Source organism: Streptococcus oralis (assembly GCF_004127215.1).
In the GTDB taxonomy this organism is placed as follows: domain Bacteria; phylum Bacillota; class Bacilli; order Lactobacillales; family Streptococcaceae; genus Streptococcus; species Streptococcus oralis_BD.
Genome location: NZ_QEWJ01000012.1, coordinates 1 through 25017 on the forward strand (window position 1 = coordinate 1; position 25017 = coordinate 25017).

The 25017-nt window shown below is 42.6% G+C and carries 26 protein-coding genes; 23 read left to right on the forward strand and 3 right to left on the reverse strand.

Going from position 1 to position 25017, the window contains the following annotated elements:
* Nucleotides 1-137: 137 nt before the first annotated feature.
* Both DF216_RS08670 and DF216_RS08675 read right to left on the reverse strand, forming a co-directional pair.
* Entirely contained in the window at nt 138-401 is a 264-nt protein-coding gene (locus DF216_RS08670; RefSeq protein ID WP_125828386.1) for a hypothetical protein, read from the reverse strand.
* 31 nt (nt 402-432) lie between these two features.
* Nucleotides 433-606 (reverse strand): class IIb bacteriocin, lactobin A/cerein 7B family, encoded by a 174-nt coding sequence (locus tag DF216_RS08675; RefSeq protein WP_061454638.1) that lies wholly within the window; start codon nt 604-606, stop codon nt 433-435.
* 603 nt (nt 607-1209) lie between these two features.
* On the opposite strand from DF216_RS08675, the gene DF216_RS08680 reads away from it, so the two are divergent.
* The 12 genes from DF216_RS08680 to DF216_RS08735 all read left to right on the forward strand — a co-directional run bounded on the left by DF216_RS08680 (nt 1210) and on the right by DF216_RS08735 (nt 8872).
* Entirely contained in the window at nt 1210-1455 is a 246-nt protein-coding gene (locus DF216_RS08680) for a YneF family protein (protein WP_000364980.1), read from the forward strand.
* A 207-nt stretch (nt 1456-1662) separates the two neighbouring features.
* A complete protein-coding gene (racE, locus tag DF216_RS08685; RefSeq protein WP_000370364.1) occupies nt 1663-2457 on the forward strand; it encodes a glutamate racemase in 795 nt (264 codons plus the stop codon).
* Nucleotides 2454-3425 carry a nucleoside-triphosphate diphosphatase gene (locus DF216_RS08690; protein WP_129326589.1) on the forward strand — a complete coding sequence of 324 codons (972 nt, stop codon included), beginning with the start codon at nt 2454-2456 and terminating at the stop codon, nt 3423-3425. The genes racE and DF216_RS08690 overlap by 4 nt, the downstream gene beginning before the upstream one ends.
* Nucleotides 3401-3922, forward strand: a complete 522-nt coding sequence (locus DF216_RS08695; RefSeq protein ID WP_001118939.1) for a metallophosphoesterase — start codon at nt 3401-3403, stop codon at nt 3920-3922. The genes DF216_RS08690 and DF216_RS08695 overlap by 25 nt, the downstream gene beginning before the upstream one ends.
* Nucleotides 3919-4380 carry a cyclic-di-AMP-binding protein CbpB gene (gene cbpB, locus DF216_RS08700; RefSeq protein ID WP_129326590.1) on the forward strand — a complete coding sequence of 154 codons (462 nt, stop codon included), beginning with the start codon at nt 3919-3921 and terminating at the stop codon, nt 4378-4380. Before DF216_RS08695 ends, cbpB begins: the two co-directional genes overlap by 4 nt.
* Nucleotides 4377-5111: a site-specific tyrosine recombinase XerD gene (xerD, locus tag DF216_RS08705; RefSeq protein WP_346427537.1), complete on the forward strand. Its 735-nt coding sequence runs from the start codon at nt 4377-4379 to the stop codon at nt 5109-5111. The genes cbpB and xerD overlap by 4 nt, the downstream gene beginning before the upstream one ends.
* Nucleotides 5111-5839: a segregation/condensation protein A gene (locus DF216_RS08710; RefSeq protein ID WP_000351895.1), complete on the forward strand. Its 729-nt coding sequence runs from the start codon at nt 5111-5113 to the stop codon at nt 5837-5839. The genes xerD and DF216_RS08710 overlap by 1 nt, the downstream gene beginning before the upstream one ends.
* A gap of 18 nt (nt 5840-5857) precedes the next feature.
* Entirely contained in the window at nt 5858-6427 is a 570-nt protein-coding gene (gene scpB / locus DF216_RS08715) for an SMC-Scp complex subunit ScpB (protein ID WP_129326592.1), read from the forward strand.
* On the forward strand, nt 6414-7136 hold the full coding sequence (locus DF216_RS08720) for a pseudouridine synthase (RefSeq protein WP_061454565.1): 723 nt from the start codon (nt 6414-6416) through the stop codon (nt 7134-7136). The genes scpB and DF216_RS08720 overlap by 14 nt, the downstream gene beginning before the upstream one ends.
* Entirely contained in the window at nt 7136-7387 is a 252-nt protein-coding gene (gene yidD / locus DF216_RS08725; RefSeq protein WP_129326593.1) for a membrane protein insertion efficiency factor YidD, read from the forward strand. Before DF216_RS08720 ends, yidD begins: the two co-directional genes overlap by 1 nt.
* Nucleotides 7388-7489: 102 nt before the next feature.
* Nucleotides 7490-8554: a glutamyl aminopeptidase gene (gene pepA / locus DF216_RS08730; protein WP_061454563.1), complete on the forward strand. Its 1065-nt coding sequence runs from the start codon at nt 7490-7492 to the stop codon at nt 8552-8554.
* 21 nt (nt 8555-8575) lie between these two features.
* Nucleotides 8576-8872, forward strand: a complete 297-nt coding sequence (locus DF216_RS08735; protein WP_061454562.1) for an enterocin immunity protein — start codon at nt 8576-8578, stop codon at nt 8870-8872.
* A 95-nt stretch (nt 8873-8967) separates the two neighbouring features.
* Here DF216_RS08735 and DF216_RS08740 read toward each other — a convergent pair whose 3' ends face one another.
* Entirely contained in the window at nt 8968-10599 is a 1632-nt protein-coding gene (locus DF216_RS08740) for a Na/Pi cotransporter family protein (RefSeq protein ID WP_129326594.1), read from the reverse strand.
* A 341-nt stretch (nt 10600-10940) separates the two neighbouring features.
* On the opposite strand from DF216_RS08740, the gene DF216_RS08745 reads away from it, so the two are divergent.
* The 11 genes from DF216_RS08745 to dnaK all read left to right on the forward strand — a co-directional run bounded on the left by DF216_RS08745 (nt 10941) and on the right by dnaK (nt 24900).
* Nucleotides 10941-15455 carry an endo-beta-N-acetylglucosaminidase gene (locus DF216_RS08745; RefSeq protein WP_129326595.1) on the forward strand — a complete coding sequence of 1505 codons (4515 nt, stop codon included), beginning with the start codon at nt 10941-10943 and terminating at the stop codon, nt 15453-15455.
* Between the two features lie 248 nt (nt 15456-15703).
* Entirely contained in the window at nt 15704-16903 is a 1200-nt protein-coding gene (locus DF216_RS08755) for a phosphoglycerate kinase (RefSeq protein ID WP_129326596.1), read from the forward strand.
* Between the two features lie 137 nt (nt 16904-17040).
* The gene (locus tag DF216_RS08760; protein ID WP_061454557.1) at nt 17041-17568 is read left to right on the forward strand and encodes an FUSC family protein; all 528 of its coding nucleotides are present in this window, start codon (nt 17041-17043) and stop codon (nt 17566-17568) included.
* A 76-nt stretch (nt 17569-17644) separates the two neighbouring features.
* Nucleotides 17645-18001, forward strand: coding sequence for a transcriptional repressor GlnR (gene glnR, locus DF216_RS08765; protein WP_084970915.1), 357 nt, complete (start codon nt 17645-17647; stop codon nt 17999-18001).
* A 36-nt stretch (nt 18002-18037) separates the two neighbouring features.
* The gene (glnA, locus tag DF216_RS08770; protein ID WP_001122884.1) at nt 18038-19384 is read left to right on the forward strand and encodes a type I glutamate--ammonia ligase; all 1347 of its coding nucleotides are present in this window, start codon (nt 18038-18040) and stop codon (nt 19382-19384) included.
* 114 nt (nt 19385-19498) lie between these two features.
* Nucleotides 19499-19819, forward strand: coding sequence for a PadR family transcriptional regulator (locus DF216_RS08775; protein ID WP_129326597.1), 321 nt, complete (start codon nt 19499-19501; stop codon nt 19817-19819).
* The gene (locus DF216_RS08780) at nt 19819-20394 is read left to right on the forward strand and encodes a DUF2812 domain-containing protein (RefSeq protein ID WP_129326636.1); all 576 of its coding nucleotides are present in this window, start codon (nt 19819-19821) and stop codon (nt 20392-20394) included. The genes DF216_RS08775 and DF216_RS08780 overlap by 1 nt, the downstream gene beginning before the upstream one ends.
* A gap of 34 nt (nt 20395-20428) precedes the next feature.
* Nucleotides 20429-20941, forward strand: coding sequence for a DUF2812 domain-containing protein (locus tag DF216_RS08785; RefSeq protein WP_129326598.1), 513 nt, complete (start codon nt 20429-20431; stop codon nt 20939-20941).
* 160 nt (nt 20942-21101) lie between these two features.
* The gene (gene hrcA / locus DF216_RS08790; RefSeq protein WP_129326637.1) at nt 21102-22136 is read left to right on the forward strand and encodes a heat-inducible transcriptional repressor HrcA; all 1035 of its coding nucleotides are present in this window, start codon (nt 21102-21104) and stop codon (nt 22134-22136) included.
* Nucleotides 22137-22174: 38 nt separating this feature from the next.
* Nucleotides 22175-22690, forward strand: coding sequence for a nucleotide exchange factor GrpE (gene grpE, locus DF216_RS08795; RefSeq protein WP_129326599.1), 516 nt, complete (start codon nt 22175-22177; stop codon nt 22688-22690).
* A gap of 380 nt (nt 22691-23070) precedes the next feature.
* The gene (dnaK, locus tag DF216_RS08800) at nt 23071-24900 is read left to right on the forward strand and encodes a molecular chaperone DnaK (RefSeq protein WP_129326600.1); all 1830 of its coding nucleotides are present in this window, start codon (nt 23071-23073) and stop codon (nt 24898-24900) included.
* The last annotated feature ends 117 nt before the right edge of the window (nt 24901-25017 follow it).

Below are 25017 nucleotides of genomic sequence, written 5' to 3' on the forward strand. Positions count from 1 at the left end.
TAATGTGGCTTATTTTTCCAATGGTATCAATCGTTTTAAAGATATTGATCCGAGATAGGCTTGGGCTCGCTTTCACATGAAAAAGCCTCTTGTCCCAATCAAGACGAACAAGAGGCTCTCTGTCGAAAGACAAACTATTAGTTAAAAACGTCTGGGCTTGCAGCGCCACCGTTGTTAGCGCCGCCACCATTGCTAGAACCACCAGATCTTGAACCAATTCTACCTCTGATGCGACCATATGCACGGATAGCAACGCCACGAATAGCGCGACCTACTTCACGACCGATATCAAATACGGCACGAACAAGGTCACCACCGACCCAACCACCTTCTACTTCAACCAATTCAGCTTCAGTAAGAGGCATAAATTTTTGATCCAATGATTTAAAATCTTTGTTCATGAAATTCACCTTTTCTATTTAAGATACTAAATTAGCTAAAAAGTCCTACAAAGAAACCTGAAAGTAGTGATCCACCCAAGATAGCCAAAGAAACTGTGAATACATCAACAGGGACACCGTAGAATGACCATCCACCGTCGATCATCATCATTTCTTCATCAGTCAAGGCAACAAATTGGTTGTCCATCATAGCAAAGTTTTCCATAAAAGTTCTCCTTTTATTAATATATTGTTCTTAGTTGGAGGAAAGCCCTCTCAACTCGACACTTACATTATACAATAGGAAGGGCTTTCTGTCAACTGAAATAAGAAGATAAGAGCTAAAAAATTGAGCCTAGTTCTTAGGTGAAAGCTGGGTGAGGGGGGATATTTCCTTCAGAGGTTGGAAAGGTTTTTTTCTATCATTTGTCTAGTCAGCTACAGCCCCTCAAAAGTTAGATTTTCCTGTTTAATTTTTTGGGGGCGGTAGGATAAATCGCTCATGCAATGTACTTCACGAAGTGATTTCGATGAGCGGGGGTTAAGTCTATTTATAGATTAAGCTTTCTGAGATACTCCCACAACTACAGAGAGTCATCATTTCCAGCTGGGATTTATAGGCAAGAGGTGTAGCTACATCCATCGTTATGATTGCTGAAGGCCTATTGTCTAAGAATATTAGCGGGTAATATTGCTAGTAGATTGATAAGTGACCAATTGAATTCCTTCTTGCTACCTTTCCCCTTCCCTGAAAGCGTAAAACAAACTAGTCAGAAAAGCCACTTTGTGGTATAATATAGAAGACTCAAAAAGAAACAGGAGAAAAAGAATGGATTTACTTTTAGCAATTATCTTGATTGTGCTAGCTTTTCTAGGAGGAGCTCTTGGAGGTATGTATTTGGTTCGTAAGCAAATCGAAAAAGAATTTGCAGACAATCCACGTTTGAACGCTGAGGCAGTTCGTGCTCTCTTGAGCGCAAATGGTCAAAAACCAAGCGAAGCCAAGGTTCAACAAGTTTACCACCAAATCATCCGTCAACAAAAAGCAGCCCTTGCTAACAATAAAAAGAAATAAATAGGAAAAGTCTGGGATGAAAGTTCCAGACTTCTCACTATGTTCAATAGTTCTCAAGGATAAGACTTTTTCCTTGCATTCTATTGATATTTGATTATGATTAAGAGAGAGGCAGTTGACATTCTATCAAGCTGTCGGTCAGTTCGTTTAGGACAAGGAATCATGATGAACTATCAATCAGAAAAAGAAGACTAGAAAGAAGACTGTATGGATAATCGACCAATTGGTTTTTTGGATTCGGGTGTCGGGGGCTTGACTGTTGTTCGTGAGCTCATGCGCCAGCTTCCCCATGAAGAAATCGTCTATATTGGAGATTCGGCGCGGGCGCCCTATGGTCCCCGTCCTGCTGAGCAAATTCGTGAATATACTTGGCAGTTGGTCAACTTTCTTTTGACCAAGGATGTCAAAATGATTGTCATTGCTTGTAATACTGCGACTGCGGTCGTCTGGGAAGAAATCAAGGCGAAACTAGATATTCCTGTCCTAGGTGTGATTTTGCCAGGAGCTTCGGCAGCTATTAAGTCCAGTCAAGGCGGGAAAATCGGAGTGATTGGAACCCCCATGACGGTACAATCAGACATCTACCGTCAGAAAATCCATGATTTGGATCCAGACTTACAGGTGGAAAGTTTGGCCTGTCCCAAGTTTGCCCCCTTGGTCGAGTCTGGTGCCCTGTCAACCAGTGTAACCAAGAAAGTCGTCTATGAAACCCTACGTCCCTTGGTTGGCAAGGTGGATAGCCTGATTTTGGGTTGTACTCATTATCCGCTCCTTCGCCCTATCATCCAGAATGTCATGGGACCAAAGGTTCAGCTCATCGATAGTGGGGCAGAGTGTGTACGGGATATCTCAGTTTTACTCAATTATTTTGAAATCAATCGTAGCCGGGACGCAGCCCCGCTTCAGCACCGATTTTACACTACAGCCAGCAGCCAAAGTTTTGCCCAAATAGGAGCAGAATGGCTGGAAAAAGAGATTCATGTGGAGCATGTAACATTATGACAAATAAAATTTATGAATACAAGGACGACCAGGACTGGTATGTCGGTGTCTGGGATGTCTATGGAGGCATCTACAGCCTCATCAAAGATCCGCTTGAGCTTGATTTTATGGATTTGGCGCGGATTTTTCGTGATGAGGAAAATGGCTTTCCGATTACGATAACAGTGATGCGCTGGTCTTCTAACTTCCGTCTGCTCTCTTTTATCGTTGAGATTTTAAATACCGAAGCAGGACGCAACTTGGAAGTTATCCAACGTCAGGGAGCCCTGCTCTTGGTTGAAAACGGGCAACTCCTGCATGTAGAATTGCCTAAAGAAGGGGTCAATGTTCAAGCCTTCTTTGAAACTAGTAAGGTTAGAGAAACCTTGTTGATTGCGACTCGTAACGAAGGAAAGACCAAGGAATTCCGAGCTATCTTTGACAAGTTAGGCTACGATGTGGAAAATCTCAATGACTATCCAGATTTGCCTGAAGTAGCTGAAACAGGTATGACCTTTGAAGAAAATGCCCGCCTCAAGGCAGAAACCATTTCCCAATTAACAGGCAAGATGGTGCTAGCAGATGACTCAGGTCTCAAAGTCGATGTCCTCGGCGGTTTGCCAGGAGTCTGGTCAGCCCGTTTTGCAGGTGTGGGAGCAACTGACCGTGAAAACAATGCCAAACTCTTGCACGAATTGGCCATGGTCTTTGAACTCAAGGACCGTTCGGCTCAATTCCACACAACCCTAGTCGTAGCTAGTCCAAACAAGGAAAGCTTGGTGGTTGAAGCTGACTGGCCAGGTTATATCAACTTTGAACCCAAGGGTGAAAATGGCTTTGGTTATGATCCGCTCTTCCTTGTGGGAGAGACAGGTAAGTCAGCAGCTGAATTAACCCTTGAAGAAAAAAATAGCCAATCCCACCGTGCCTTAGCCGTTAAGAAACTTTTGGAGGTATTTCCATCATGGCAAAGCAAACCATCATTGTAATGAGTGATTCCCATGGCGATAGCTTGATTGTGGAAGAAATTCGTGATCGTTATCTGGGGAAAGTTGATGCCATTTTTCACGATGGTGACTCAGAACTCCGTCCAGACTCTCCGCTCTGGGAAGGCATTCATGTCGTCAAAGGAAATATGGACTTTTATGCTGGCTACCCAGAACGGTTGGTGACTCAACTTGGTCCCACTAAGATCATCCAGACGCATGGACACTTGTTTGACATCAATTTCAACTTTCAAAAGTTGGACTACTGGGCTCAGGAAGAAGATGCCGATATCTGTCTCTATGGTCACTTGCATGTGCCAAATGCTTGGATGGAAGGCAAAACACTCTTTTTAAATCCAGGCTCCATCAGCCAACCACGAGGAACCATCAGAGAATGTCTCTATGCTCGAGTGGAGATTGATGACAGCTATTTTAAAGTAGACTTTTTGACACGTGACCATGAGGTTTATCCAGGTCTGTCCAAGGAGTTTGCTCGATGATTGCCAAGGAATTTGAAGCATTTTTATTGGAGCAGGAAGAGACTTTTCTTACCCCTGCTGAGAATCTAGCAGCCTTGATTGATACCCATAACGCTGACCATGCAATTTTGGTGCTGAGCCAAATCACCTATACCCGTATCCCAGTTGTGACCTTTGACAAACGCTTTGTTGGAACCATTGGTCTGAGAGACATTTTGGCTTATCAAATGGAGCAAGGTTTGACGGATGAGCAGATGGCAACGACAGACATCGTCAATATGACCAAGATGGATGTGGCAGTTGTCGCTCCAGACTATAACATCACAGAGGTCCTCCATAAACTGGTGGATGAACCCTTCTTGCCAGTGGTAGATGATGAAGGGATTTTTCAAGGAATCATCACGCGCAAGTCCATCCTCAAGGCTGTCAATGCCCTTTTGCATGACTTTAGTAAGGAATATGAGATTCGATGCAAATGAGAGATAGGATTTCAGCCTTTTTAGAGGGAAAGCAGGGTTTGTCTGCCAATTCCAAGCAGTCTTATAAGTATGATCTGGAGCAATTTTTAGACATTGTGGGTGAGCGGATCTCTGAGACCAGTCTTAAGATTTACCAAGCCCAGCTAGCCAATCTAAAAATCAGCGCCCAGAAACGGAAACTTTCATCCTGTAACCAATTTCTCTACTTTCTCTATCGAAACGGAGAAGTGGACAGCTTTTATCGTTTGGAATTAGCCAAACAAGCTGAAAAGAAGACTGAAAAACCAGAGATTCTAGACTTAGACTCTTTTTGGCAGGAAAGTAATTATCCAGAAGGACGCTTGTTGGCGCTTCTTATCTTGGAAATAGGGCTCTTGCCAAGTGAGATTTTAGCCCTTAAGGTTGCAGATATCAATCTGGATTTTCAGGTGTTGCGAATTAACAAGGTTTCCCAACAGAGGATTGTCACCATACCCACGACCTTGATTCCAGAGCTAGAACCCTTGATAGGGCAGATCTATCTCTTTGAAAGGGGAGGGAAAGCCTATTCTCGTCAGTGGGCCTTTCGTCAGCTGGAGTCCTTTGTCAAGGAGAAAGGTTTTCCAGCCTTATCCGCTCAAGCCTTGCGGGAACAGTTCATTCTAAGACAGATAGAAAACAAGGTCGATTTGTACGAAATTGCAAAAAAATTAGGATTAAAAACAGTCCTGACCTTAGAAAAATATAGATAATGGATATTAAATTAAAAGATTTTGAAGGACCCCTTGACCTGCTCTTGCACTTGGTTTCTAAGTACCAGATGGATATCTACGATGTGCCCATTACAGAAGTCATCGAACAGTATCTAGCCTATGTCTCAACTCTGCAGGCCATGCGTCTGGAAGTAACGGGCGAGTATATGGTTATGGCTAGTCAGCTGATGCTGATCAAGAGCCGCAAGCTCTTGCCAAAGGTAGCAGAAGTGACAGACTTAGAGGATGACCTGGAGCAGGACCTTCTCTCCCAAATCGAAGAATACCGCAAGTTCAAACTCTTGGGTGAGCACTTGGAGGCTAAGCACCAAGATCGGGCCCAGTACTATTCCAAAGCGCCGACAGAGTTGATTTACGAGGATGCGGAGCTTGTCCATGACAGGACGACCATTGACCTCTTTTTGGCTTTTTCAAATATCCTAGCCAAGAAAAAAGAGGAGTTCGCACAGAACCACACGACCATCCTGCGCGATGAGTATAAGATTGAGGACATGATGGTCATTGTAAAAGAGTCCTTGACTGGACGAGACCAGTTGCGTTTGCAGGATTTGTTCAAGGAAGCCCAGAATGTTCAAGAGGTTATTACCCTCTTTTTGGCAACCCTAGAGTTAATCAAAACCCAAGAACTGATCCTTGTTCAAGAGGAGAGTTTCGGAGATATCTATCTCATGGAAAAGAAGGAAGAAAGTCAAGAGGCACAAAGTTAGACTTGATAGAGAGGAAAGATGAGTACTTTAGCAGAAATAGAAGCGCTCTTGTTTGTAGCAGGTGAAGATGGGATTCGGGTACGTCAGTTGGCTGAACTCCTATTGCTTCCCCCGACAGGCATCCAGCAGAGTTTAGAAAAATTAGCCCAAAAGTATGAAAAAGACCAAGAGTCGAGCTTGTCCCTGATTGAGACAGGGGGAGCTTACAGATTGGTGACCAAGCCCCAATTTGCAGCGATTTTGAAGGAATACTCCAAGGCCCCTATCAACCAGAGTCTGTCTCGGGCAGCCCTTGAGACCTTGTCCATCATTGCCTACAAGCAACCGATCACGCGGATAGAAATTGATGCCATCCGTGGAGTCAACTCGAGTGGGGCTTTAGCAAAGTTGCAGGCCTTTGACTTGATACGAGAAGACGGAAAAAAAGAAGTGTTGGGTCGCCCCAACCTCTATGTGACTACGGATTATTTCCTAGATTACATGGGAATTAACCATTTGGAAGAATTACCAGTGATTGATGAGCTTGAGATTCAAGCCCAAGAAAGCCAATTATTTGGTGAAAGGATAGAAGAAGATGAGAATCAATAAATATATTGCCCACGCAGGTGTGGCCAGTAGGAGAAAAGCAGAAGAACTGATCAAGCAAGGCTTGGTGACGGTCAACGGCCAAGTGGTGCGTGAACTAGCAACGACCATCAAGGCTGGCGACAAAGTTGAAGTTGAAGGACAACCTATCTACAACGAAGAAAAGGTCTACTATCTTCTCAATAAACCCCGCGGAGTGATTTCTAGTGTGACAGATGACAAGGGCCGCAAGACTGTTGTGGACCTCTTGCCACAGGTCAAAGAGCGCATCTACCCTGTGGGACGTTTGGACTGGGATACATCTGGTGTCTTGATTTTGACCAATGATGGGGATTTTACGGATGAAATGATTCACCCGCGTAATGAGATTGACAAGGTCTATGTCGCGCGTGTTAAAGGTGTGGCCAACAAAGAAAATCTCCGTCCCTTGACCCGTGGCCTTGAGATTGATGGTAAGAAAACCAAGCCTGCTGTCTATGAGATTCTCAAAGTGGATCCAGTCAAAAATCGCTCAGTAGTGCAGTTGACCATCCATGAAGGGCGTAACCATCAGGTTAAAAAAATGTTTGAAGCCGTCGGTCTCCAAGTGGACAAGTTGTCTCGGACTCGTTTTGGACACTTAGATTTGACAGGCCTTCGTCCGGGAGAATCCCGTCGCCTTAACAAAAAAGAAATCAGCCAACTGCATACTATGGCTGTAACCAAGAAATAATGAAACGAATCTTAATAGCGCCAGTTCGCTTTTACCAACGCTTTATCTCACCAGCCTTTCCACCCTCTTGTCGCTTTGAGCCCACTTGTTCAAACTACATGATTGAAGCTATTGAAAAACATGGCTTCAAGGGTGTTTTGATGGGCTTGGCTCGGATTTTGCGTTGCCACCCTTGGTCGAAAATAGGCATGGATCCTGTGCCAGACCACTTTTCACTCAAACGGAATCATAAACAAAAAGAATCAACCTGATTCTTTTTTGTATACTTTAGAAAGGAAGTTGGCAGATTAAGATTTTCACTACCTTTCTCCTATAAAAAGTGGTAAAATGGAGGACAGAAAGAAGGAACTGATATGACAACATTATTTTCAAAAATCAAAGAAGTAACAGAACTTGCTGCGATCTCAGGTCATGAAGCACCGGTCCGTGCCTATCTCCGTGAAAAGTTGACACCGCATGTGGATGAAGTTGTGACAGATGGCTTGGGCGGTATTTTCGGGATTAAACATTCAGAAGCTACCGATGCGCCCCGTGTTTTAGTCGCTTCTCATATGGACGAAGTTGGCTTTATGGTCAGCGAGATTAAGCCAGATGGAACCTTCCGTGTCGTTGAAATCGGTGGCTGGAACCCCATGGTGGTTAGTAGCCAACGCTTTAAACTCTTTACTCGTGACGGTCGTGAAATTCCCGTGATTTCAGGCTCTGTTCCACCACATTTGACACGTGGAAAGGGCGGACCAACCATGCCAGCTATTTCAGATATTATCTTTGATGGTGGTTTTGCGGATAAGGCTGAAGCAGAAAGCTTTGGCATCCGTCCTGGTGATACTATCGTACCAGATAGTTCAGCAATCTTGACAGCCAATGAAAAAAATATCATCTCAAAAGCTTGGGATAACCGCTATGGGGTCCTTATGGTTAGTGAGCTAGCAGAAGCTCTTTCAGGTCAAAAACTCGGAAATGAACTCTATCTTGGTGCTAATGTCCAAGAAGAAGTGGGTCTCCGTGGCGCACACACTTCAACAACTAAGTTTGACCCAGAAGTCTTTCTTGCAGTTGACTGTTCACCTGCTGGTGATGTTTATGGCGGCCAAGGCAAGGTTGGGGACGGTACCTTGATTCGTTTTTACGATCCAGGTCATTTGCTCCTCCCAGGTATGAAGGATTTCCTTTTGACAACGGCTGAAGAAGCTGGTATCAAGTACCAATACTACTGTGGTAAAGGCGGAACGGATGCAGGTGCAGCTCATCTGAAAAATGGTGGTGTTCCATCAACAACTATCGGTGTTTGCGCTCGTTATATCCATTCTCACCAGACCCTCTACGCTATGGATGACTTTTTAGAAGCTCAAGCTTTCTTGCAAGCTTTAGTGAAAAAATTGGATCGTTCAACAGTTGATTTGATTAAAAATTATTAAAGAATAAGAGAGGTGAGCGAAATGACAGAACCAAACCTAGAAAGCCTTATAAAAGATCTCTATAATCATGCCCGTCAAGGCTTGAGTGATGAGTTAGTCGCCGCTCTCCTAGAGACTGCTAAAAAACTACCTACTACAAATGAGCAATTACTAGCAGTCCGTCTCTCAGGCCTGGTCAATCTTGAACTGTTCAGAAATCCCAAACACCCAGCACCTGAATTGATTAACTTAGCTCGCTTTATCAAAAGAGAAGAAGCCAAGTACAGAGGAACCGCAGTTTCTGCTATTATGTTTGGGGAACTCTTTAAAATGCTTTGATTCCATTGTGAATCAAAGCATTTTTTATACGTCAGAAAAGCCATTCTTGATTAAGAGACGAAAAAACCACCTAGGTCAAGGTGGCTTCTTGTTTATTAAATTTGTTCAGCAATGACCTTTTCAGCTAGGTTCATGGCGTGGTCAGATACGCGAGTGTAGTGGGAAATGATGTCGATAAAGTTGACCCCTGCTTGTGTTGAACACTCGCCCTTGTTAAGGCGCTTGATATGGGTCTTTCTGAGAATGCGTTCCATATTGTTAATTTCTTTATGGCGTTCAATCAGGCTTTGAGCTTTTTCAATATCATTGTTCTCAACACTATCAAGGGCATCCTTGATAAACTCAGTAGTTTTTCGATAGATATCAGCTAATTCCTCTAGAGCAGCTTCAGAAAAATGAACATCTTTGCGTTGGAGATAGTCTGTTAGGTTGAGCAACCCTTCTGCGTGGTCCCCAATCCGTTCCAAATCACGAGATGAATCTAGGATGTTGGTCAACACTTCGCTTTCTTTCTGACTTAAGGATTCGCTTGAGAGCCTGATGAGGTAACGAGTGAGTTTTTCATCGATGGTATTGATGGCCTCCTCTGTTTTGTGTCCTTTTTCCGCTACCTTTTCATCCAAACCGATGATATAGTTATAAGAAAGGTCAAAAGCTTTAGCTGCATAATTCCCCAAGTGCAAGAGTTCTTTTTTTGCATTTCCTAGTGCGATAGAAGGAGATTGCTGGATAAGTTGTTCGTCGAGATAAAGGGGCTCGTACTTGACAACTTCATCTTCACCAGGGATGAGCTTGGTTACAAAGTAGGCCAAAGCTCCGATGAATGGAAATTGTACAATAGTATTACTTACGTTAAAGGCACCGTGAGAGAAGGCAATGGTCATCTCAGGTGAGAGGTGAAGGAGTGCCTGGAAGTACTCGATCATAGCAGTGAAGGGGCCTAATAAGATTAAGCAAAGAATAGTTCCTAGAACGTTAAAGGTAACGTGGGTTGCTGCAACGCGCTTTGCAGAGACATTGGCTCCAGCTGCGGCAATAATAACGGTTAAGGTTGTCCCGATATTATCCCCGAAGAGAACGGGTAGAGAACCTTTAAGATCAAGGAACCCACCTGCATAGAGACCTTGCAAAATCCCAATTGTCGCAGAAGAAGCTTGGATGAGGACTGTAATCACTGCACCGGCTACCACTCCTAAAATAGGATTTTGTCCCAAGGTTACCATATATTCCTTGAATTGTGGTAAATCTTTAAGTGGGCTCATACCGGCACTGATGAGGTTGAGGGCGTAGAAGATTCCCCCAACACCAAATAGGATGCGTCCGATATTGTTTGCTGTTCTATTTTTTGTAAAGAAGAGGAACATGGTTCCAAGGAAAATCAGGGGTAAAGCATATTCGCCAAGCTTGAAACCGATGATAAAGGAAGTAACGGTGGTTCCAATATTGGCTCCCATGATGATTCCGATAGCTTGTCTAAGAGTTAGAAGGCTAGCGCTGACCAGTCCAACCGTGATAACTGTAACCCCTGTACTTGACTGAATCAGGGCGGTTACGACAATCCCGACTAGAACACCTAAAAAGGGATTGCTGGTGTACTTGTCAATGTAAAAACGAAGGCGATCTCCAGCAGCTTGTTGCAAACCGTCTCCCATAGTCTTAATACTGTATAAAAACAGTCCTAGACCTCCTAAAAAGTGAAATAAAATTTCCTGCCAATTAATGGACATTTCTTTTTCCTCCGAAAAATAATAACGGAATTTCTCCTATTCTATTTTAAAGGATAAAAGTAAATCTCACAAGTGTTTTCTCGATATTTTAGTAAGAAATCGCTAACTTTTTTAAATTTCTTCCTTAAGCAGAGTTCTTACTTCAAGTATAAATGTCTGAAAGGATTGTGTCCAAATTTTACTGATTCTTATCCTAGTTATAGTTTATACGTAAAATAGATTGACATCGCTTTCATATAAGATAAAATGAAGATAACCCTGTTCTGGTGGTGTGTACTGAGAACAGATACTTTTTACTAAAGAAGTAAAGCGCTTACTTTATATTTTATTAGGAGGATAAGATGAAAAATTTATTTTTTGAAAAACGTTGCCGCTACAGCATTCGTAAGCTGTCAATCGGAGCTTGTTCTTTGATGATTGGGTCAGCTCTATTTGCGAGCCCAGCTCTTGCAGAGCAGGTTGCTGTCCCTGAGGCAGTTGCAAATACGAGCGCCCAAGCTACAAGCGCTAGTGAAACAGCGAGTCCAGACACTGCAACCATCGAAAAACAATTAGAGGAAACTGAAAACAAAGTAGCTGAGCAACCAATTTCAGAAAACACTCCAGCAATAACTGATTTGGTCAATGAAAAAGAAGAAGCGAAGCCAGCTCCGACAGAAAAAGTTGAGGAGCCAGCTCCAGCAACTGACAAAGAAGGAGTCAAGCCGGAGGAAGCTCCTCAAGTGGTTGACAATAAAGCCGACAAACCAAGTTTAGCAGACGTTCCTAAAAATGAGGAGAAGAGTCTCCGACCAAAAGAAATCAAGTTTGATACTTGGGAAGATTTGTTGAAATGGGAACCGGGTGCGCGTGAGGATGATCCCATCAATCGTTCCTCAGTTGAACTAGCCAAGCGCCATAGAGGTCAGTTGGTTAACGAAAAAGCAAGCAGAAGAGCCAAAGTTCAGGCACTAGCAAATACCAACTCAAAGGCTAAAGACCACGCTTCTGTTGGTGGAGAAGAATTCAAGGCATATGCTTTTGACTATTGGCAATACTTGGATTCAATGGTCTTCTGGGAAGGTCTAGTTCCAACTCCAGATGTCATTGATGCAGGTCACCGCAACGGAGTTCCTGTTTATGGAACACTCTTTTTCAACTGGTCTAATAGCATTGCCGACCAAGAGAAGTTTGCCGCCGCCTTGAAACAAGATGAGGATGGCACCTTCCCGATTGCACGTAAACTCGTTGACCTTGCTAAATACTATGGTTTTGATGGCTACTTCATCAACCAAGAAACAACGGGGGAATTGGTAGCACCTCTTGGTGAAAAAATGCGCCAATTCATGCTCTATACAAAGGAATATGCAGCTAAGGTCAACCACCCAATCAAGTATGCTTGGTACGATGCCATGACCTACAAATACGGTCGATACCACGAAGATGGCTTGGGAGACTACAACTACCAGTTTATGCAAAAAGAAGGTGACAAGGTCCCTGCAGATCAATTTTTTGCCAATTTTAACTGGAACAAGGAAAAGAATGACCACTCTGTAGAGATGGCAAAATGGCTGGAACGTAGCCAGTATGATGTCTTTGCGGGCTTAGAATTGCAACAAGGTGGCTCTTATAAGACCAAAGTCAAATGGGATGCTCTCTTAGATGAAAAAGGCAAGTTGCGTTTGTCACTTGGACTCTTTGCACCAGATACAATTACCAGTCTAGGAAAAACAGGTGAAGATTACCACAAGAACGAAGACATCTTCTTCACAGGTTACCAAGGAGATCCGACAGCTCAAAAACCTGCTGATAAAGAGTGGTATGGGATTGCTAATTTAGTTGCGGACCGCACACCAGCAGTAGGACGCACCTTCACTACTTCTTTCAATACAGGTCATGGTAGAAAGTGGTTTGTAGACGGCAAAGTTTCTAAGGATTCTGAGTGGAACTACCGTTCTGTTTCAGGTATCTTACCAACATGGCGCTGGTGGCAGACTTCAACGGGGGAAAAGCTTCATGCAGAATATGACTTTACAGATGCCTACAATGGCGGAAATTCCCTTAAATTCTCAGGTGATGTAGCTGGTAAGACAGACCAAGATGTGAATTTGTATTCTACTAAACTAGAAGTAACGGAGAAAACCAAACTTCGGGTTGCCCATAAGGGAGGAAAAGGCTCGAAAGTTTATATGGCCTTCTCTACGACTCCAGACTACAAATTTGAGGATGCAGATGCATGGAAAGAACTGACCCTTTCTGACAACTGGACAAATGAAGAATTTGACCTTAGCTCACTAGCAGGTAAAACCATCTATGCAGTTAAACTCTTCTTCGAACATGAGGGAGCTGTAAAAGATTATCAGTTCAACCTAGGTCAATTAACAATTTCAGACAATGACCAAGCACCACAAGCACCGACAGGTCTCTCTGTGGTGAAGCAATCTCTTAAGAATGCCCAAGAAGCTGAAGCAGTTGTTCAATTTTCGGGTAACCAAGATGCCGATTTCTATGAAGTCTACGAAAAAGACGGGGATAACTGGCGATTGTTGACAGGTTCATCTGCTTCAACCATCTACTTGCCAAAAGTTAGCCGTTCTGCTAATGCGACTGGTACGACTCAAGAATTGAAAGTCGTTGCAGTTGGTAAAAATGGACTTCGTTCTGAAGCTGCGACGACATTCTTTAACTGGGGGATGACTGTTCAGGATACAACTCTCCCAAGACCTTTGGCTGAAAATATTGTTCCAGGGGCAAAGGTAATCGGTAGCACCTTCCCAAATACTGAAGGTGGAGAAGGTATCGAAGGCATGTTGAACGGTACCATTACCAGTCTATCAGACAAGTGGTCTTCAGGACAATTGAGCGGTAGTGTCGATATTCGTTTGACCCAACCACGTCGTGTTGTTAGATGGGTCATGGATCATGCGGGAGCTGGCGGTGAGTCTGTTAACGATGGTTTGATGAACACCAAGGACTTTGATCTTTATTACAAGGATACTGATGGCGAGTGGAAACTAGCTAAGGAAGTCCGTGGTAATAAAGCGCACGTTACGGATATCACTCTTGATAAACCAATCACCGCCCAAGACTGGCGTTTGCATGTCATTACATCTGATAACGGAACACCTTGGAAGGCCATTCGTATCTACAACTGGAAGATGTACGAAACCTTGGACACAGAAAGTCAAAATATTCCAATGGCTAAGGTAGCGGCTCGTTCACTTGGAAACCATCAAGTTCAACTAGGCTTCTCTGATGTTCCGGCAGGCGCAACCATCACCGTTTACGACAAGGCGGATTCACAAACACCGATTGCGACCTTGAAGTCTGAAACTGGTGGGGACCTGGCAACAGCACCATTAGCCTTTAACAAGCAACCAAATCTCCTCTACTATCGTACCCAACTACCTGGCAAAGAAATCAGTAACACTTTGGCTGTAGCGATTCCACAGGATGAAAGAAAAATTAAATCTGTCAGCCTTGAAAAAGGACCTAAGAAGGCGGTTTATAAAGAGGGAGAAAAACTCGACCTCAGAGGCGGAACACTCCGTGTTCAATATGAAGGGGGACAAGCCGACGAGCTGATTAACCTCACCCACTCAGGTGTGACTGTATCTGGATACGACGCTCATCAAAAAGGGGAACAGAAGCTCACAGTCAGCTACCTTGGACTTCCAGTTACTGGTGATTTAAACGTACAAGTGACTGGCCAAGATGAAGGAAAACCAAAAGAAGTAGCAGGCTTGTATATTACTAAGAAACCAAAAACAGACTATCTAGTTGGAGATCAACTGGATCTTGCAGAAGGTCGCTTTGGAGTTCTCTATGATGATGAGACAGAAGAGGCTCACAGCTTTACTGATAAAGGTGTTGAAATTACAGGCTACGATGCTCAGAAGACTGGACGCCAGACCTTGACTCTGCATTACAAAGGGCACACAGCTGAGTTCGATGTCTTGGTTTCTCCAAAGGCTGCAGTCAATGATGAGTACCTCAAACAAGAAATTACTGCTGCCCAAGGTCGTCAGTCAACCCTTGCCTATACCTTCTCAAGTGAGGACAAACAAGGAGCGTTAGTAGAGAAGCTCAATGCTGCGAAAGCTGTAGCAGAAAACCACAATGCTAGCCAAGAAGAAGTCAACCGGGCTTTGAATGAGTTGAAACAAGCAGGTGCGGACTTGGATGGCAATCAACGGTATCAAACTGCTAGAGAAGAATTGGAAGGCTTGCTCGAATCTGTCCGTGAAAAAGATTCTCAAGCTGAGTTGATTGCCCAAGCAGAAGCTTTATTGTCTTCACAAACACCAACTCCACAAGCTTTTGCGGACATGAAAGAAAAGCTGAATAAGAAACTAGCTCCTGCAGAAGAAAGCCACCACGTTGGTAGTATGGATCCAAATGAAGTAGCTCCAACAGTTGAAGCCCTCCCTGAACTGGTTATTGAAACAGAAACAACAGCCTTCGAACGTCAAGAAAGACAAAATGTGGATCTTCTTAAAGGTCAACGTCAACTTGTCCAAAAAGGAGAAGAAGGTCAAATTCGTCGTCTAGTAGAAGTAGATGTCCAAGGCAAACGCACCCTTCGTTCAACTGAAGTTCTTAAGGAAGCTATCCCAGAAATCACAGAAGTTGGAACAAAAGAAGTGGCGCCAAGTTCAGACAAACCTCATGCTGATACCCTCTCTAAAGAGCAAAAGGGACTTCCAGCTACACCAAGTACCAATGCTCCAACTGCAGAAGTGCTTGTCAAAGGTGAAGTAGCAAGCAAACAACTGCCAAATACTGGTGTAGAAACAGATGCCAGTCTAGTAGCTCTGGGGCTTCTCGGAGTGATGAGTGGCTATGGACTTGTAGCTTTGAAAAAGAGAGAAGACTAATCGGATTTACGAATCTTGGATTTCCTCTTAACAACTAAAAACAAGGTTTGACTGTAGATTAGTCAGGCCTTGTTTTAATGATTTTATCTCGCATTCATTACTTATTTGATAAGGTTTTTCTAGTTTTGATTTTAAGAAATGCTAGTTTCAGTTGCAATAAAGAACTGGAAAAGTGCAGGCTTTTTCTATCTCTTTTGTTGATTTTGTGATATAATTAACACGTATAAAAAAAGAAGGAGTCATATCTAATGGCAAAATTGACTGTTAAAGACGTTGACTTGAAAGGGAAAAAAGTTCTCGTTCGTGTTGACTTCAACGTACCTGTAAAAGATGGCGTGATTACTAACGACAACCGTATCACTGCAGCACTTCCAACTATCAAGTACATCCTTGAACAAGGTGGACGTGCGATCCTCTTCTCTCACCTTGGCCGTGTAAAAGAAGAAGCAGACAAAGCTGGTAAATCACTTGCTCCTGTAGCTGCTGACTTGGCAGCTAAATTGGGTCAAGAAGTTAAATTTATCCCAGGTATTACACGTGGTGCTGAATTGGAAGCCGCTGTTAACGCTCTTGAAGATGGACAAGTTCTCTTGGTTGAAAACACTCGTTTCGAAGATGTTGATGGCAAGAAAGAATCTAAAAACGATCCTGAACTTGGTAAATACTGGGCATCACTTGGAGATGGTATTTTCGTAAACGATGCATTCGGTACAGCTCACCGTGCACACGCATCTAACGTTGGTATCTCAGCAAACGTTGAAAAAGCTGTTGCTGGATTCCTTCTTGAAAATGAAATTGCCTACATCCAAGAAGCAGTTGAAGCTCCAGAACGTCCATTCGTGGCTATTCTTGGTGGTTCAAAAGTTTCAGACAAGATCGGTGTTATCGAAAACTTGCTTGAAAAAGCTGATAAAGTCCTTATCGGTGGTGGGATGACTTACACATTCTACAAAGCACAAGGTATCGAAATCGGTAACTCACTTGTAGAAGAAGACAAATTGGATGTCGCTAAAGCTCTTCTTGAAAAAGCAAACGGCAAATTGATCTTGCCAGTTGACTCAAAAGAAGCCAATGCATTTGCTGACTACACTGAAGTAAAAGATACTGAAGGTGAAGCAGTAGATCCAGGTTTCCTTGGTTTGGATATCGGTCCTAAATCTATCGCTAAGTTTGATGAAGCATTGACTGGTGCGAAAACAGTTGTATGGAACGGACCAATGGGTGTGTTTGAAAACCCAGATTTCCAAGCTGGTACAATCGGTGTCATGGACGCTATCGTGAAACAACCAGGTGTGAAATCAATCATCGGTGGTGGTGACTCAGCTGCCGCAGCCATCAATCTTGGTCGTGCAGACAAGTTCTCATGGATTAGTACGGGCGGAGGCGCTTCTATGGAGCTTCTTGAAGGTAAAGTATTGCCAGGACTTGCAGCCTTGACAGAAAAATAAGCTTTCGTAAATAAAACGATGAAAAGAGGAACTTAGTTTCCTCTTTTTCTTGTTGCTTGAATTAAAAACGTTTCCGATTGATTTTGGCTCATAAAATCGACTAATTTATGATAAAATGGAAATAGAAAGTTGAGATTATGGGTTATTTTAAAAAATATAAATTTGATAAGTCACAGTTCAAGCTTGGTCTACGAACCTTTAAAACTGGAATTGCTGTTTTTTTAGTTCTCTTGATTTTTGGATTTTTTGGTTGGAAGGGACTTCAAATTGGGGCTTTGACAGCAGTCTTTAGTTTGAGAGAGAGTTTTGATAAGAGCGTTCATTTTGGAACATCACGTATTCTAGGAAACAGTATCGGTGGTTTCTACGCCCTTGTTTTCTTCCTCTTAAACACTCTATTTCAAGAAGCTTTTTGGGTGACCTTACTGGTTGTTCCGATTTGCACCATGTTAACCATTATGACAAATGTTGCTATGAACAACAAAGCGGGAGTTATCGGTGGTGTAGCAGCTATGTTGATCATTACCCTATCAATACCAAGCGGAGAAACATTTTTGTACGTATTTGCGCGTGTATTTGAAACATTTATGGGTGTTTTTGTGGCCATACTCGTAAATTATGATATTGAACGTTTTAGAAATCTTTTGGAGAAAAAAAGAAAATAATGTTACATTTTATGACATTATTGATTGACGTATGTGCTTTTTTAGACTATAATAGACAGAAAGAAGGAAATTGTAAATGAAGGAAAGAGAATTTCGTCGAAATATGGCTGTTTTTCCTATCGGTAGTGTGATGAAGTTGACCGATCTCTCGGCGCGTCAGATTCGTTATTATGAAGATCAAGAGTTGATAAAGCCTGATCGAAACGAAGGGAACCGTCGTATGTATTCTTTGAATGACATGGATCGTTTGCTTGAAATCAAAGATTATATCTCTGAAGGTTTCAATATCGCTGCCATTAAGAAGAAATACGCTGAACGTGAGGCGAAATCCAAGAAATCAGTGAGCCCAACGGAGGTGCGTCGTGCGCTTCATAATGAGCTCCTCCAACAGGGACGCTTTGCTTCAGCACAGTCGCCTTTTGGTCGCGGTTAGGTAATCGCAAGTAGTCATACATTAAGGAGAAAACTCATGCCAATCACAGCTGCAGATATTCGTCGTGAAGTCAAGGAAAAAAATGTTACCTTTATCCGTCTCATGTTTTCAGATATTCTGGGAACCATGAAAAACGTCGAAATTCCTGCTACAGATGAACAGTTAGATAAGGTCTTGTCAAACAAAGCCATGTTTGATGGATCTTCTATTGAAGGTTTTGTACGTATCAATGAGTCAGATATGTACTTGTACCCAGACTTGGATACATGGACAGTCTTCCCTTGGGGAGATGAAAATGGAAGTGTTGCAGGTTTGATCTGTGATGTTTATACAACAGAAGGCGAACCATTTGCAGGTGACCCTCGTGGTAATCTGAAGCGTGCACTTCGTCATATGGAAGAAGTAGGATTCAAATCCTTCAACCTTGGTCCAGAGCCAGAATTCTTCCTATTTAAGTTGGATGAAAATGGGGACCCAACTCTTGAGGTAAATGACAAGGGTGGCTACTTTGATTTGGCGCCTACTGACCTTGCGGACAATACACGTCGTGAGATTGTGAATGTCTTGACCAAAATGGGATTTGAAGTAGAAGCGAGTCACCACGAGGTTGCGGTTGGGCAGCATGAGATTGACTTCAAGTATGATGAAGTCCTCCGCGCTTGTGATAAGATTCAAATCTTTAAGCTCGTTGTTAAAACAATTGCTCGTAAACATGGGCTTTACGCAACCTTTATGGCGAAACCAAAATTTGGTATCGCTGGATCAGGTATGCACTGTAATATGTCCTTGTTTGATGCAGAAGGAAACAATGCCTTCTTTGATCCAAATGATCCAAAAGGAATGCAGTTGTCAGAAACGGCTTACCATTTCCTTGGCGGTTTGATCAAGCATGCCTACAACTATACTGCCATCATGAACCCAACGGTTAACTCATACAAACGTTTGGTTCCAGGTTATGAAGCGCCTGTTTACATTGCATGGGCTGGTCGTAATCGTTCGCCACTTGTGCGCGTGCCTGCTTCACGTGGTATGGGAACTCGTCTTGAGTTGCGTTCAGTGGATCCAATGGCAAACCCATACATCGCGATGGCGGTCCTGTTGGAAGTTGGTTTGCATGGTATTGAAAATAAAATCGAAGCACCAGCTCCTATCGAAGAAAATATCTACATCATGACAGCTGAAGAGCGTAAGGAAGCTGGAATCACAGACCTTCCATCAACTCTTCATAACGCCTTGAAAGCTTTGACTGAGGATGAAGTGGTTAAGGCTGCCCTGGGTGACCACATCTACACCAGCTTCCTTGAAGCCAAACGTATCGAGTGGGCTAGTTATGCAACCTTTGTGTCACAATGGGAAGTTGATAATTATCTAGACCTTTACTAATATAGAAGAAAGATTGCCTGAGGGCGGTCTTTTTTTCTTGCATTTTATATCGAGCTGTGATATATTTTATATAACGAGGTGCGATATATCGAACTAAATAGAAGGTGTGATTAAATGGAATTAACAGATAAGATCAGGCGTGTTTACCTTCCCATGACTGAAACGGGTTTTTATATCTTGTTTTGTCTACAGAAGGAGAACCATGGCTATGGTATTACACAAAAGGTCAAGGAGGTGACAGATTCGCAAGTTTCGATTAGTCCTGGAACTATGTATGGGACCTTGTCAAAGATGGAAAAGGATGGCTTGATTTTCTTTGTCCGAGAAGAGGAGAAACGGAAAATCTATCAGATAACAGATTTGGGACGAAAAGTTTTGGAGATTGAATTGAAACGTATTGAACGACTCTACAGAAATAGTCGGGAGGGAGGATGATGGAAAAGAAGGTTGTTTATAGAATTGCTACCATTGCGGATTATGATAGAGAGGCTTTATATCTTAGAAAAATGCATGCTGAGGGCTGGAAACTTAAGAGAGTAAGCTACTCTAACTTAGTAGTTGCAGTTAAGTATACTTTTGAAGAGTGTCAGCCTGAGCAGGTGTCTTATCAGTTGGACTTTTATCCCATGAAAAAATCAGAGAGAGCCTCTTATTTACAACTATTTAAAGACTATGGCTGGGAGCATATTACAGACTTTAATAGTTTTTCCTACTTTAGTAAGCCTTATTCTCAAATTGAATCGGATGCGGAATTTGAAATTTATAACGATGCGGCCGGGAGGTTAGCTATGGTCAAACGTATTTTAACAATGCGGATGCTTCCTATTTTGCTTCTCTTTTCAGCTCTACTACCGATTTTCTCAAAGCTTGTCAGTGGAGTTAGTTATTTCAGTTGGGAATTGTTTTTGATTTTCATAATAGATGGTGTTTTATTGATAGTATTTGCGATTCAGATTTCTTATATTCTTTGGAGATTGTTTCAAAAATGGAAAGTATTATCTGATAAATAAAACAATGTATGTTTTCTAATTTGGAGGAAGGATTATGAAAAGTAAAGCACAATTTCGGATTTTTACCATTGTTGATTTGGATAAGGTAGAAGAATATTTACATGAGATGCATTTGAAAGGTTGGAGGTATAGAACGAGTCGTTTTGGTTTTTTCTACTTTGACCAATGCCAACCGGACGATATCATCTACCGTATCTATGATTCTAGATTTCTTAAAAAGTATAAGCATGAACTGCAAGATCTCAGAAATAGAGGTTGGGAATTGATAGAAACAGGTTCTTGTTCAATTCTTCGTCAATCATCTTCTGATTTACTTCCGGAGGATCAAGTCTATATGAGTAAGACTCTCAGGTGGGAAGTTATGCGGTATAGACTTCGTTCATGTACAGCTGCTTTCTCGGGTGGTCTTGTTGTTTGTATGAGTTTGTTTCGAGAAGAACTGTCGCAATCTTTCTTCGTCATTTTTGCTCTATATGCCTTTATAATTTCTTATCTATTCTATGGTTTTTTCAGGCTTAGAAGGAAATACCGAGTAGATGGAAGGTAAGTTTCTAGGTCTTTAGACTGATTTTTAGCACTCTTGATAAAAGAGTGCTAATTTTTTGAGTTTTTGTCTTGACATTCTCTTTTAAGGGTGTATAATAGAATCATAAGTTAGCACTTAGGTGTATCGAGTGCTAATCAATCTGACAGAGGGGAGTGATGAGATGGTTACAGAGCGTCAGCAGGATATTTTGAATCTGATTATTGACATCTTTACCAAAACGCACGAACCTGTCGGATCCAAAGCACTACAAGAGTCTATTAACTCTAGCAGTGCAACCATTCGTAATGATATGGCGGCTCTAGAAAAGCAAGGTTTGCTTGAGAAAGCTCATACTTCTAGTGGTCGGATGCCAAGTGTCGCTGGTTTTCAGTACTATGTAAAACATTCACTGGATTTTGACCGACTGGCTGAAAATGAGGTTTATGAGATTGTTAAAGCCTTTGATCAGGAATTTTTCAAACTGGAGGATATTCTGCAAGAGGCTGCCAATCTACTAACAGACCTAAGTGGCTGTACGGTAGTGGCTCTGGATGTTGAGCCAAGTAGACAGCGCCTGACAGCTTTCGATATTGTCGTTCTAGGACAACATACTGCTCTTGCAGTTTTCACCCTAGACGAGTCTCGAACGGTTACCAGTCAGTTTCTGATTCCAAGGAATTTCTTGCAAGAGGATTTGCTGAAACTGAAGACCATCATTCAGGAACGTTTCCTCGGTCACACCGTTCTGGATATTCACTACAAGATTCGGACGGAGATTCCGCAGATTATCCAGCGTTACTTTACAACAACGGACAATGTTATGGATCTCTTTGAACACATTTTTAAGGAAATGTTCAATGAAAACATTGTGGTGGCGGGCAAGGTCAATCTCTTGAATTTTGCCAATCTCGCAGCCTATCAGTTCTTTGACCAACCGCAAAAGGTGGCTCTGGAGATTCGTGAAGGTCTGCATGAAGATCAGATGCAAAATATCCGTGTTGCAGATAGTCAAGAATCCTGTCTAGCTGATCTAGCAGTGATTAGCAGTAAATTCCTTATCCCTTATCGTGGTTTTGGAATTCTGGCGATTATCGGTCCAGTCAATCTGGACTACCAGCAACTAATCAACCAACTCAATGTGGTCAATCGAGTCTTAACTATGAAACTCACAGATTTCTACCGCTATTTGAGTAGTAATCATTATGAGGTGAGTTGAACATGAAATTACATAAATTCCTAAAAAGGAGGCGAAAAATGTCTGAGGAAATAAAAAACGAAGAAGTAAAAGAAGAGGAAGTTGTTGAAACGGTAGAAGAAACAACTCCTGAAAAGTCTGAGTTGGACTTGGCTAATGAACGTGCGGACGAGTTCGAAAACAAATACCTTCGCGCTCATGCAGAAATGCAAAATATCCAACGCCGTGCCAATGAAGAACGTCAAAACTTGCAACGCTATCGTAGTCAAGACTTGGCGAAAGCAATTCTCCCTTCTTTGGATAACCTTGAACGCGCCCTTGCCGTTGAAGGTTTGACAGACGACGTCAAAAAAGGATTGGAGATGGTGCAAGAAAGCTTGATTCATGCTTTGAAAGAAGAAGGAATCGAAGAAATCGCAGCTGACGGCGAATTTGACCATAACTATCATATGGCCATCCAAACTCTCCCAGCAGACGAAGAACATCCGGCAGATACCATCGCCCAAGTCTTCCAAAAAGGCTATAAACTCCATGACCGCATCCTACGTCCGGCAATGGTGGTAGTTTATAATTAGGCGGTAAGTCAGAAATCTGTGATTTCGTTGACGCATCTCCGCAAGGGTGATTAGGCTGGTCACGAGCGTTTGCGAAGTGAACTGCCAATCAGCTACTGCGCATAATTTCGACCTCTTGTGTCGTAACATAAAAAATAAGAACCTTGTCCGAAACGACAATAAACTATGAAAGAATGATAAACAATGGTTCAGCTTTGCTGATAGTGAGCGAAGTGAACTAAAGGCGATACTCTTCGCCGTGGCGCTATTTACGCAAACTTTGAGACCTTAGGCTCAAAGTTTAGTCAAAGAGATTGACGAAGTCAAGCTATGACGGCGCCGCCACCTAAGAAGAGTATCAAAAAGAAAAATAGAAAATTAACTAACAAGGAGAAAAACACATGTCTAAAATTATCGGTATTGACTTAGGTACAACAAACTCAGCAGTTGCAGTTCTTGAAGGAACTGAATCAAAAATCATCGCAAACCCAGAAGGAAACCGCACAACTCCATCTGTAGTATCATTCAAAAACGGAGAAATCATCGTTGGTGATGCTGCAAAACGTCAAGCAGTTACAAACCCAGATACAGTTATCTCTATCAAATCTAAGATGGGTACTTCTGAAAAAGTTTCTGCTAACGGTAAAGAATACACTCCACAAGAAATCTCAGCTATGATCCTTCAATACTTGAAAGGCTATGCTGAAGACTACCTTGGTGAAAAAGTAACGAAAGCAGTTATCACAGTTCCAGCTTACTTTAATGATGCGCAACGTCAAGCAACAAAAGATGCAGGTAAAATTGCTGGTCTTGAAGTAGAACGTATCGTCAACGAACCAACTGCAGCAGCTCTTGCATACGGTTTGGACAAGACTGACAAAGAAGAAAAAATCTTGGTATTTGACCTTGGTGGTGGTACATTCGACGTGTCTATCCTTGAACTCGGTGACGGTGTCTTTGACGTATTGTCAACTGCAGGGGACAACAAACTTGGTGGTGACGACTTTGACCAAAAGATTATCGACCACATGGTAGCAGAATTCAAGAAAGAGAACGGTATCGACTTGTCAACAGACAAGATGGCTCTTCAACGTTTGAAAGATGCAGCTGAAAAAGCCAAGAAAGACCTTTCAGGTGTAACTTCTACTCAAATTAGCTTGCCATTTATCACTGCTGGTGAAGCTGGACCTCTTCACTTGGAAATGACTTTGACTCGTGCGAAATTTGACGATTTGACTCGTGACCTTGTTGAACGTACAAAAGTTCCAGTTCGTCAAGCTCTTTCAGATGCAGGTTTGAGCTTGTCAGAAATCGACGAAGTCATCCTTGTTGGTGGTTCAACTCGTATCCCTGCTGTTGTAGAAGCTGTTAAGGCTGAAACTGGTAAAGAACCAAACAAATCAGTGAACCCTGACGAAGTGGTTGCTATGGGTGCTGCTATCCAAGGTGGTGTCATCACTGGTGACGTTAAGGACGTTGTCCTTCTTGACGTAACACCATTGTCACTTGGTATTGAAACAATGGGTGGAGTATTTACAAAACTCATCGACCGTAACACAACTATTCCAACATCTAAATCACAAGTCTTCTCAACAGCAGCAGACAACCAACCAGCCGTTGATATCCACGTTCTTCAAGGTGAACGCCCTATGGCAGCAGATAACAAGACTCTTGGACGCTTCCAATTGACAGATATCCCAGCTGCACCTCGTGGTATCCCACAAATCGAAGTAACCTTTGACATCGATAAGAACGGTATCGTATCTGTTAAGGCCAAAGATCTTGGAACTCAAAAAGAACAAACTATTGTCATCCAATCTAACTCAGGTTTGACTGATGAAGAAATCGACCGCATGATGAAAGATGCAGAAGCAAACGCTGAAGCAGATAAGAAACGTAAGGAAGAAGTTGACCTTCGTAACGAAGTAGACCAAGCTATCTTTGCGACTGAAAAGACAATCAAGGAAACTGAAGGCAAAGGCTTCGATGCAGAACGTGATGCTGCTCAAGCTGCCCTTGATGAGCTTAAGAAAGCCCAAGAAGACAACAACTTGGACGAAATGAAAGCAAAACTTGAAGCGTTGAACGAAAAAGCTCAAGGACTTGCTGTTAAACTCTACGAACAAGCCGCAGCAGCTCAACAGGCTCAAGCACAAGCAGGAGCAGAAGGCGCACAAGCAACAGGAAATGCAGGCGATGACGTCGTAGACGGAGAGTTTACTGAAAAGTAAGATGTTGAAGCGTTAAGAAAACGAAAGAAAAATAGGAAGCCATCGCCTTGTGCGATGCACAAAAGATGGCTTATCTTTTTTCCGAAGTTTTTAGCCGAAACTCAGTTAAGCATTGCT